The 11,718-nt window shown below is 39.4% G+C and carries 6 protein-coding genes; 1 reads left to right on the forward strand and 5 read right to left on the reverse strand.

Annotation, left to right across the window (positions count from 1 at the left end; genetic code table 11):
- The first annotated feature begins 28 nt into the window (after positions 1-28).
- Positions 29-1,222, forward strand: coding sequence for an InlB B-repeat-containing protein (locus QZU77_RS10835; protein WP_366208862.1), 1,194 nt, complete (start codon positions 29-31; stop codon positions 1,220-1,222).
- Here QZU77_RS10835 and QZU77_RS04555 read toward each other — a convergent pair whose 3' ends face one another.
- From QZU77_RS04555 to QZU77_RS04575, 5 genes are all read right to left on the reverse strand, one after another.
- Complete coding sequence (locus QZU77_RS04555; RefSeq protein WP_295600680.1) at positions 1,223-1,741, reverse strand: nitroreductase family protein; 519 nt, start codon at positions 1,739-1,741, stop codon at positions 1,223-1,225. It lies immediately after the preceding gene.
- A gap of 325 nt (positions 1,742-2,066) precedes the next feature.
- The gene (locus QZU77_RS04560; protein WP_295600683.1) at positions 2,067-2,849 is read right to left on the reverse strand and encodes a hypothetical protein; all 783 of its coding nucleotides are present in this window, start codon (positions 2,847-2,849) and stop codon (positions 2,067-2,069) included.
- Positions 2,850-2,981: 132 nt separating this feature from the next.
- The gene (locus QZU77_RS04565; RefSeq protein ID WP_295600686.1) at positions 2,982-3,587 is read right to left on the reverse strand and encodes a flavodoxin family protein; all 606 of its coding nucleotides are present in this window, start codon (positions 3,585-3,587) and stop codon (positions 2,982-2,984) included.
- Entirely contained in the window at positions 3,584-4,219 is a 636-nt protein-coding gene (locus tag QZU77_RS04570; RefSeq protein ID WP_295600688.1) for a flavodoxin family protein, read from the reverse strand. Before QZU77_RS04570 ends, QZU77_RS04565 begins: the two co-directional genes overlap by 4 nt.
- Before the next feature lie 92 nt (positions 4,220-4,311).
- A complete protein-coding gene (locus QZU77_RS04575) occupies positions 4,312-11,427 on the reverse strand; it encodes a hypothetical protein (protein WP_295600689.1) in 7,116 nt (2,371 codons plus the stop codon).
- Between the last annotated feature and the right edge of the window lie 291 nt (positions 11,428-11,718).

Below are 11,718 nucleotides of genomic sequence, written 5' to 3' on the forward strand. Positions count from 1 at the left end.
TTATCTTCTGATTACCCCTGCATACGATATAAAATACAATCTGAACAGCGGTCTTGTTCTGCCGCCGGATGCGAATCCGTCCACTTATTCCCGTGTGGATAAATTCACGCTGACAAATCCTACCCGCTATCTCTATAATTTTAGTGGATGGACTGGCAGCAACGGCACTACGCCCCAAACAGAAGTCACCATCGATGGATCGGTTGCAACGGGCAAGAGGACGTATACGGCCAACTGGGATGGGCAGCCATTCACTGTTTACTTCTTCTCCAATTTTGAACCGGGCACATATCAAACCCAGACCTTCAAATATGGGGAAGAAAAGGCGCTGAACGCGAATCCCTTTACCCGGGAAGGCTATGACTTTATCGGATGGAACACCGTCGGCCAGCCAACCTCGGATAACCCCGGAACATCCTACGCTGACAAGGGGAACCTGCTTATTAATACAGCTTTGGATGAGAATCAATTGAAGCTCTGGGCACAATGGCGTATCCGGTCGCACACGATTTCCTATGCTTATTCCAATTCTGCGCCTGACGGCGCGCCGGCTGTTCCGGCCAGCGCCACGGTTGCTTATGGCTCTGGCCAAACCGTTGCCGCCGCGCCGACGCTGATCGGCTACACGTTCAGCGGGTGGAGCGGAAAAACCAAAACAGACGGCGCTGCTTTGACGGTGGATGCGAACAATGCCTTCACCATGCCCGATGACGACGTGGAATTCACCGGCGCATGGACGGCGAATACTTATACCGTCACATTGGTGACGAATGGCGGCGCGATCAACAGCGGGAATGTAACCGGCTATACCTATGGCGTTGGAGCCACACTGCCCGCAGACGTGACGCAGACCGGCCACACCTTCCTTGGGTGGTTTGACAATGAAGGATTGACGGGCACACCGGTAACGGCCATTTCCACAGAGGAAACCGGCGATAAGGAATTTTGGGCGAAGTGGACGCCCATTGCATATGCCATGTCCTCACGGGACATTTCCAAATCGTACCTGCGAGACCACCAACCCATATATGATTCAAACAGTTCATCAGAAACTATTGTATATCCGTATACGGGATGTCTTGCGCGTTTTAGGATGGCTTCATTGATGGCCGGTGCCACCTTGAAGTCCATGTCGGCCACCCACATCGGCAGGTCATCATCGAACCAGTCCCATTTGACGCAGTCGGTATTGTGCCTGTCTATGACGCTTTCAAAATCATAATCAGTATTTTTCATAGTGTATTCTTTCCTCATCGAACTTGTCCATGTACTTGTTTTCCCAGCCTTCGGCAGGGTATCCTATTGTGATTATGCAGTACGGTTTGGTTTCGGTTATGTCATCTATACCGATGATTGCACCTATCTTGCTCATTCTTTCCTCTTCCGGTGCCACACCGTTCCATAGTGCTCCCAGTCCAAGGTTGACGGCTTCAAGAAGCATGTTTTCAGCGGCTGCACCCATGTCCTGTTGCCATACTGTCTTGTAGAATGCCCTTTCAATGTTGGCCACAAGAACTATTGCCACCGGTGCGTTGGTTACGCGTGGCTTGATTTCTCCGAGTTTCGCAAGTGTTTCCTTATCCTTCACGATTACGAATTCCCATGGCTCCGCACCGAGCCTTGATCCTAGCGCCTGCATTCCTGCCCTGATTATTTTTATGATGTCTTCATCGCTGACTTGCTTGTCAGCGTATTCCCTGATGCTTCTTCTGGTATTTATTATTTCTTCAAAATCAGTCATACATTTAGATAAATTTTTCATCATATAAATAATTACTTAACGTTCATAGGTGAAAATCAGGGATTGATTGCCATAATCTGGCATTAGCCCAGGTGATAAGGGGAAAGTACTTTAACAATACAAAAAAAATGTGAAGACTTGGTTAATTGACAGCAACCTTTTTTCCAACCATCACCACAAAAACAGAAACACAAAACAAAAATGCCCAAATAACCAAGTCTCCTGGATTTTATTCAAATCCGGTTAGTAGTTATGTGCATGGTTTTTAATATAAGTATTTGAAGTGTGCAAAAGTGCTTCTGCACACTTCCAAAAGGTTTATATGCTATTCAAGGAAAAGTGAATTTTGCATTGTGCAGAATTCGATTTCATTTTCCTTGCAGTGCTCCTCGACATGGTTGAGGATTTCTGCGATATCATCTTTTGAGTATTCGTTTTTGAAGTAGTATACGACCGGTTCCGCATTGGTGTAGACTCCAATTGAGATTACCTGCTCATCATATACCCTTATTATTTGAGTGTTGTATATTTGAATGTCTCTTATGATATCGTTTTTCGCCTTTGCTGTTGAGGTCTCATTGCCTATGCTCTTCACTTCTGATCTTTCGTACTTCTGTTTCAATTTTAGGAGTTTGTCCTGGTCGGTTAGAACGCCATTGTCCGGTTTCATTTCACCGAGCTTTTCCTTGAAGAGTTTCGCATTGTGCAGTTTTTCCTGTATTTCTGCTAGTTCATTTTCCAGTTCTTTTTCCTCTTCCAGCAATGAGTTTATGAAGGCTTCGCTTCCGTTGTTGAATTCCTCATACATCTCCAGGACTTCCCTTGGGGAGAGTATTGAGTGGTTCTTGAAGAATTCCTTCGTGTGGGGTTTCACGCGTATGCTCAATGGCTTAAGGTTCTGTTTTCTTTTTTTGTCATTGTCGAAGAATTCCTCCTTAAGGTTGTGCCCTCTCTTGTATAGGGAGTTCATTCGTTCGTTGAAGATTCTTTCGAAGTCTTCACGGGTCATGTCTTCAGGGAAGTTTATTTCGAATTCCCCTGGAGTGTATGATCCTCCAAACTTTTGGTTTCCGAATATGAATTTTCTGGTTCTTTTTTGGTTTGTCATTGTATCACCTAAAATTATTGTATTACAAATTAGGTTTTTGTATACAATATTATATTGCGAGGAAGCAGTATATAAATGTATTCATTTTTAAAAATTGTATACATGAATTTTTGCAAAAAAAAATAATGAAAATTATCTGCTCAAATCAGCAGCGATTTCAAAAACAGTACTTAAATCATGATGAAACTGCTCTTCTTTCAGCTTAAGCTCATCTTCATCAGATTTGGATGAAACATTCCTTGAAATATTAGAAAAAGACTCAATGACAACTTTACCATTCAACATTCCAAGCAAATCCTCAGATTGCTTAATGTGAGGCCTGACTGACTTTTCAAAATAATCCATAGGATAATTGATAGTGTAAAACAAAGCGACATTGACCTTGCCCCTGAACTTGTTGCCAGACTCATAGGAAACCATTGAATATATTAATCTTTCAAGCAATGCCATGTACTGGCTGGTTGGCTGTGAAAAAAATATCGGAGCGGCAACCAATAGAGAATCAGCATTGAAAATACTTTCAATAACAGGGGACAACTCATCTCTCCAGTAACACTTGCAAACATCCTCATCATTCTTGCAAATCAGACACACCCTGCACCCAGACATGTCAAGCCCATACAAATCAAAGTATTCAACTTCCGCACCAACTGACTCCGCACCTTTAGCTGCAGACTGTGCCAATTGCGCATTGACATCCTTCCTTTTTGGTCCCGCATTGATTACAACAGCCTTCATTTTTTACTCAACCTTGCACCGATTTCAAATGCCTTCTCCAAATCCTTAGGGAATTGAAGTATCCATTGCTTTTCCTTAGCTTCCTGTGAAAACCCTGCCATATTAAATTTAGAATAGTCACTAACCTGTATTGTATCACAAACCGGATATGTTACGATTTCACCGTTAAGAAATGAAAACAGATACTCTGTTGTGGCCAAGCTGTCCTTCATTGACTGCTCATAGAACTCCAGTGGAGCATTCATGGTGTAAAAGATTCCGACATTGACCTTTCCGGTGAAATAGCTTGAACCGTCATCATATGACATTATGCAGAATATCAGCCTTTCAATCAGTGCCCTGAACTCGCTTGTCGGCTGGCCGAAATAGATTGGCGAACCTATCAAGAGGCAATCAGCATCCAAAATCTTTTCGATTACCGGTGTGAGGTCATCCCTCCAGTAGCATTTCCCCTTGGTTTTCTCCTTCAGCTTGCATGCAAGGCAGCTCCTGCAACCCTTGAATACAAGATCATACAAGTTATAATATTCTGTTTCAGCACCTGCTGATTCGGCACCCTTCTGGGCGGCCTGCATGATTTCTGCAGTGTTCCATTTCTTACGCGGACTTGCATTAATAACGATAGTCTTCATTTAAATCCCCACATATGTTATATGATAATATTGGATTTAAATGCTTAAAAAAGTAATGCTAAAAAAATAAGAAAAAATAAGGTGTTTAAACCCTATTTTTTGACTTTCGCTTTTTGCTTTACAGTGTCTTTCAGGTAGGTTGCCTGGATTTTCACTTTCTTGCCGGCTTTGAGCTTCTTGAGCACCTTGGACTTGATGGTGAATTTGGCCACACCCTTCTTGTTGGTTTTGGCTTTGAATTTCTTGCCGTTGAACTTGAGGGTGATCTTTTTGCCCTTCAGGTACTTGCCGTTGACCTTCTTGAGTGTCGCCTTGATTACAAGCTTTTTGGCTGAGCGTTTCACTTTGGCCTTTTTGAGTGTCAATACATGGTTCACCTTAAGGTTTTTGGTGACGCTTACTCCTAAAGCCTTTGAAGTTATCTTATAGCTTCCAGGGTTGCTTGAAATGACAACTGTAGCTATTCCCTTGGCATTGGTTTTCACGGTCTTGTAAGCCTTATTGTTTATCATGAAACTTACGGCAGTGTTGGCTGCAGGATTGCCGTTTGGACTGTAAACTGTGACTGAATACTTGGAATTTGAAGAATACATTACAGTCAAGTCTTTAGCGGTTATTTTTGCGGCTTTATGCACAATATTCAGGTAAGCAGTGGTTGTGGATGAGGAATGCTTTTTGTCCCCTGAATATACGAAAGTGAATGTGCCTGATCCGGATTTAAACTTGTCCATCGGAACATTTACAATACCGTTGTTAACCTCCACAACTGCCTCAAGAACGCCATCACGGTATATTTCAACAGTACCTGTAGCATTAGTTAACGGATTGCCGTCCTCATCATATAACTGATATGACACATAGCCTTCTTTAGCTTCAACTTTAGCCACTGACTTGATTGGAAGCAGATTCATGTAATATTTGACAGGAACGTATCTTCCAGTTTCATCAACGGTGTTCAGCACGTCAGGGTCAAAGCTGTTTCCGATGTACATGAATGTTACTGAGTGGTTTCCGCAGGAGTAGTCCTGTGTCTTGAATGTGTAGTTGACTGTACCGTTGTCCAGTTCTTCAAGTATTGGAGATATTCCGTCAATGATGATGAGCAAATGGCCTGTGGCATTATCCAAATCAACAAAGATTACAACATCCTCGCCGATGATTTCATCCTGTGCGATGACCACCTTAGGCATCACCTTGAATGGAGGATGGGTGAACTGTTTGACCTCGTAGTCTTCACCATCGTAATAGGCACGGATTTCATATATTCCGACTGTCAAGTTATTCAAATCGACTAAAGCCCTTCCTTCACTTATTGCCTGAACGTAGAGTATTTCCCTTCTGTTTTCATTGTAAACTACAAGGTTTCCTGTTGCATTGACAGGCAGAAGCAGGCTTACGGTCTTTTGAGTGTCTGTAATATCGCCGATTACCGCATAATGGTTAATGTCAAATAGTGTTTCATAGCTGTCCTTAGGGTATTTTGCATCTCCATTGTAGGATATTTTCAGTTTATGCACTCCGAAACCTAATCTCTTAATTTCAAATACTGCTTTTCCATCCTTTACCGGACTTATGTAAACATCAACAGTATGTGAATTAGGTTCTACTCCCAGTATGTCATTGCCCGGAACGTATTGACCACCATCAACAACCAAAGTAACGTTTCCGGTAGCATCGTTAGGCAAAATAACTGTAACAAGATATGAGTCTTTTAAAGGATATCCTTCAGTGATGATGTCATCCCTGAATATGAATTTAACCTCGAACTCACCGGATTGTGAAACTCTTTCATGAGTATCGTCACCGTTATATGTGATTGTGAAGTTGTGTTTTCCGAATTTTAAATCAGTCAATCTGACTTTACCCGCACCATTTTCCAGGACAATGGTGTCGTAAAGCTTATCATCAATCATTACTGTAACGTTACCTGTTGCATCATCCAAATTAAATGTTATGATGTCATCGTCATCTAATACTATAGGATAAGGCATGTCAAGCCAGCTTTCATACTCAACGCTGATTGTAATGTAGCCGTTATAAAATGAGATGTTTCCATCGCCAAGCAATACCTCATAGAAAATGCCCACAGTATGGTTTCCATGAGCCAGGACTCCCAAATCAATAGTGTTGACTCCTTTAGTCAATTCATGAGTTGTTTTTTCACCGTTGTCGATTTGGATTATTGCTGAAGTGTCATTTGCAACATCAATTGTTATAATGGAATGTTTGCCTTCCCTAACAGGGTTTTCAAATGTCACACTGGTATCGTCGGATTGGGTTAAAACCTCAAACTCCTTAGTTAGTGTAGCTACAACTGAACCATACTCGTCATAGGCTTCAATTCTTGCTGTGTGAATGCCCGGAGTCCAATCAGGAGATGAAGTGAATGTTATTAAACCTTCAACGAATATCTTATGGCCATATTCCGCTCCGTCAATGAAGAGTTTGGCATTTGAGGAACTTGTTGGCTCGAATATTTTAACGCCTGCGAAAGGCATGTCCTTGGTGAATCTTGAAGTTTCATCGATTGTAATGTTTACATCCGGTGAAAGCGCAACGGCCAAGGTGTTATTGGTCACGTTGAGATACTCGCTTTTATCAACGGTGAATTTAACGTCAACAATATAATCTCCATCCTCTTCATAGAATCCCAGATCGGACAATGACAATGCCAGCTCGCCGTTGGCGTTTGTTTTGATGTCTGCAACATTGAATACATACACTGCCCTGCTACCATAGTCTGTGGAGACGTTCATGTTTGAAATGTTGGCGTTAGGGTTGTTGTTGAATGTTACTGTAACTATGATTTGACCTGCGGTTATAAGGTCTGGAATTTGAAGACTGACGAAATTGCCGTAGTAATCGTTCACGTCATCATCAACTGTAAGGTTAAAGTCGCTTGTGTCAACATCCTTCCAGGTTACATTGACTGTAGTGTTGCCGCTTCTCTCGTTACCTTCATATATTAAAGTTATCTTGTCTGTGAAGTTCTTGTTTTTAAAGTCAGAGTATTTCAGGTAGTATCTGCCATTGTCGGATGACAGTTTTGAAATGTCTGAAATGAACAGTATCTCTTCACCGTCTGAGTTTAGAACTGTAATGTTTCCGGTTACGTCAGTGATGTTGCCGTAATATGTGTCCAGGTACAATAGTACAGGGTCCATACCGAAGCCTGTGAACACTTCTGAGGTTACATTGTCGACCTTGACGTTGGAGGTTAATGTAATGTTCTGGTTGAACAGTTCTGTTTCCACAGTTGAACTGGTTTCATGACTAGAAGGTTGATGTGTGACTCTAATATTGTACTGACCATTGTCAGTGATGTTTAAATCAGACAAGTAGATAACTACTTTTGTTGAACCGTCACCTGAGACACGCTGTAAAAGGAAGAGTTCAAGTTCTGTTTCACCGTCTAATCCGACCAGTCTTCCGAGATTTTCAACCTTTTTGCCATTAACATATACAACGAAGTAACCTCCACCAATATCGATGTTTATACTTTGTCTGTTGGCATTGTCTGTTGCTTCAATGATAATCGCATTATCAGAACCGTTAATCAATATTCCTTCAGAAAGAGTTACCTTGTAAAATTCCGCCACATTTTCAGGAGTGGTGATTCTGTGCAGCTCATCACCTTCCCTAACACCTCTTGCATACACTTTAGTGGCATTACCATAGGCAAATGAAACATCAAAAGGCACATTCTGTTCAAATATACCATAATTAAAATCCTCATCTCCAATCCAATAATCATAAGATTGAATGCCTTGAGAAGAGTTTTCACCAAACTCGGACAATGATTTAGAAAATATCACATTACCATTTTCATCAGTGATTATTACTGCTCCGTCAGTGATGTTCAAGTATTCAGGAATACTCAATTCAATTATAGTGGAAGCTTTTTCGCCTTGTCCGAATTGAAGGTCACCTACCTTACCGTAATGGAATGTTAAACCGATTGAATCTTCAAAGTAATCGATACACCAATTTTCCTCCTCATCTAAAAACATGAAGAAGTTCCTAAAACCTATTAAATCATCATTTGAGGTCACTGAAACATTTACTATACTCTTTTCTTTGAGACTTTCAGTGTTTAAGTCAGTTAATAAAATATAGTAGTATACTGCTAAGTTATCGTAGTTAAATTCATTATATAATTCATTTAAATTTTTGGTTATTTCAGTGTCTCCATATCTAATATGAACCAAAGCGGTTTCGTGAATGTTCAATGAGTCCGGCACAATGATTCTTACAAGCTGATCATCACCGGATTCGGAATTTTCCTCTTCATCTTCTTCTGCTTCTTCTTCATCCTCATTGTGAGCCAGTTTAATTTTTATTAAATCAACGCGCAGACTTTCATATTCATATAACCTTATATAATCATCATTTTTCTCAACGGCATATGTTATCATAGGACTCCCTCTGTAGGCAAGGGATTTTAAATCACCTGTATCATAACCTATTAAAACCTTATCCTTATCATTAAGATTGGCGAATAATGAATCTAACATCTGACGGGTGATGGAGTATTTGTAACCACCATTTACCCATTCATAATCTCCAAGGTCAGTGACATTTACACTGAATGAATCATTTCCACCTGTAATATTGACAGTATAATTGTTATCGGTAGTATCTGCATAAATCCATAATACAATATCTTCATCAGCAAAAATTTTCTCCTCAGTTACTTTAAAGGAATTTTCCTCATTGCCTCCAAATGTAACATATGAATAATCCACATAGATTTCTTCACCGTCTATGCTAATCTCAACACGGTCAGCGTCAGCATTCATGTAATCTGATATCATGACCCATTTATTCCAGTATGATTCATCAAGTTCAATTGTTGTACTGCTGTCAATGACTTCCTCTTCCAAATCGTCATCCCAATATTTAAAGGTCAAATTAACAATTCCGGTTTTACCTTCAGGAGTGAATAAATAAAGATAGAATGGTTCATCATACCTGTTGACCTTTGCCCTGAAAGTATTGTTGTCAAAGTCCTGAACATCTAAAAGGTATTCCTTAACTGTCTGTTCACCATCAACTACAAATTTAAGTGTAACATTATAAGTTCCTGCATCTGTGATTCCTAAATATTTCAAATCCCAGTCATAACCTCCAACATCATCATACAAATGGTTTTCAGAAGTGACGATTGTATGATATTTCACGGTACCGTCAACAATGACATCCAACATTCCGGACATGCCTTCAGGATATTCAACATGAATTACAGTGCCTACAGTGTCAGTGTAAAGAGGACATTCCTCGCTGTCCCATACATCAACCCGGAACTCTTTAAATACATCAACATACAGCCATGCATCACATAAATAACCCTCCTCATTTTCAAATCTAATACTATATCCATCGTTTTCCTCAATTCCCAAATCTTTTAAGGTCCAACTCATCCAATTGGACTCAATAGTAACCTCCTCAAAGAAATCATCCCCTATAAACATGCTAATTGTTTCTCCAATCTGACCATCAGGGGAGTAAAGATATAGTACAGGATTTTCGAGCGAATCATCCTGTATTTCAAATGGTGAATATGCTCTAAACCAGTCCATTTCCTCGAAAACATTTAAATTGAATGTGAAATTATCAACAACTTCACCGTCATCATAGGCGACAATAGTGATTTTATAATCTCCAACAGAAGTGATATCCAAGTCATCCAAGGTCCAGGAAATTTGACTTACATCTTCAATGATATATGGCTCATCCTTACCGTTAACATAAACTTCCACATAAACCTCATCATAAACTCTTATAATCTCAAATGAACAATCCTTATAAAAATCACCTTCACGAATATTGTAATTGAATTGAGTTAATGTAAATTCATACTCACCCAAATCAATCTCAACATCATCTTTGACATATTTTAAAGAAATTTCATAAGTTCCGACTTCATTAAGAACCTCATTATCCCTTAAATCTTCCAATAACCAGATAATATCATTATTCTCATCACTATCCTCACCGAATGACTTCTCATCAGTGAAAATAATTGAACCATCCTTAGAAATTGTAAGTTCAATTTTCCCATCCTGAACAATATCATCACCATGAACATTAACTATATCTGGGTTCCAATCAGCATCTACAGGCTCATGAGTTGACACCCGAGTATCGAAGCTATCTTCACTTAAGAAACCTGCAACATCCAAGTCACGATTAAAAATTTCCCTTCCATCAGGGTTTTCATCATCAACATATGATATTGACACGGAATACCTTTCATTCTGATCTATTCCCAAATCATCTAAGGTTAATTCGGCCCAGTTGTCAGTGAATTCCAACTGAGTTTCAATTTCTTCACCATTCACGTTTATTTTAAATTCGCCGCCCTTGCCTTCCGGGCGATAAATCAATATGACCGGATTTGCAACATCATAAATCTGATAAACATTTGAAAATACTGCAAAATCAGATTCACCAAGATCATAAACATTTAAAACATATTCATACTCGTCAAACAGCTCTTCATCCTCATCATATGCTTCTATGCGAACGGAATATTCACCAGCCTGCTGAATCTCCAAATCAGATAATGACCAGGTAGTTGAATCACCTTCTTTTTCCTTTTGAGAACCGTTAACATAAACTAATATATCATACTCATCATTCCAGATTTTTATGATGTCAAAGGGATTATCTAAAACAGTTTCTCCCTCACAATTGAAATTCAGCTTTGTCAAAATGAAAGTAAAATCACCAAAATCAAACTCTGTATCATCTTTGATGTATTTTAAAGAAATATTATAAGTTCCAGCATCATTAAGAGCACCATTATTCCTTAAATCATTCAATGACCAGATAATATCATTATTCCCATCACTATCCTCACCGAAGAACTTCTCACCAGTGAAAATAATTGAACCCTCCTGAGAAATAGTAAGTTCAATTTTCCCATCCTGAACAATATCATCACCATGAACATTAGCTATCCAAGGATCCCAATCAGCATCTACAGGCTCATGAGCTGACACCCAAGGATTGAAGTTATCTTCAGTTACTGAATCCTCAAAAATATCCTCATCTGAAGATGCAATCAAATCATCACTATCTTCAGATATTGCATTCTCATTTAAAGAAGCATCAAGTGACACTTCATCCACATTATCAGCAGTTAGCGTTTCGTTAAAGTCAACATCATCAGATGCGCTAACAGCACCAATTGTTAAAACTGCCAATAAAATGAACATTATTAGCATTATCTTTTTAAAATTCATATTTTCAACAACTCATATTAATTTAATATGGAAGTATTTTTGTTTTTATAAAAATATAAGTCGATTAAAGTTTTTTATTTATAGAAGAAGAGAATATCTAAATTAATTTACAATAATCAAAAAAAGTAGTCGTGAATATTCAAGACAAGGGGAAAATGCTGGATGCTAATCAGCATAACTAATGGAATTTCCAAACTAAATACTTGAATAGACCTACAGCATCTAAAAAATAATCACAAAAGAATAATATTA

This window comes from uncultured Methanobrevibacter sp., from assembly GCF_902774605.1.
GTDB lineage: Archaea > Methanobacteriota > Methanobacteria > Methanobacteriales > Methanobacteriaceae > Methanocatella.

Coding starts and splice junctions, on each gene's coding strand:
- QZU77_RS04560 (WP_295600683.1), bottom strand. CDS start 2,849: ATGACAAACCAAAAAAGAACCAGAAAATTCATATTCGGAAACCAAAAG.
- QZU77_RS04570 (WP_295600688.1), bottom strand. CDS start 4,219: ATGAAGACTATCGTTATTAATGCAAGTCCGCGTAAGAAATGGAACACT.
- QZU77_RS04555 (WP_295600680.1), bottom strand. CDS start 1,741: ATGACTGATTTTGAAGAAATAATAAATACCAGAAGAAGCATCAGGGAA.
- QZU77_RS04565 (WP_295600686.1), bottom strand. CDS start 3,587: ATGAAGGCTGTTGTAATCAATGCGGGACCAAAAAGGAAGGATGTCAAT.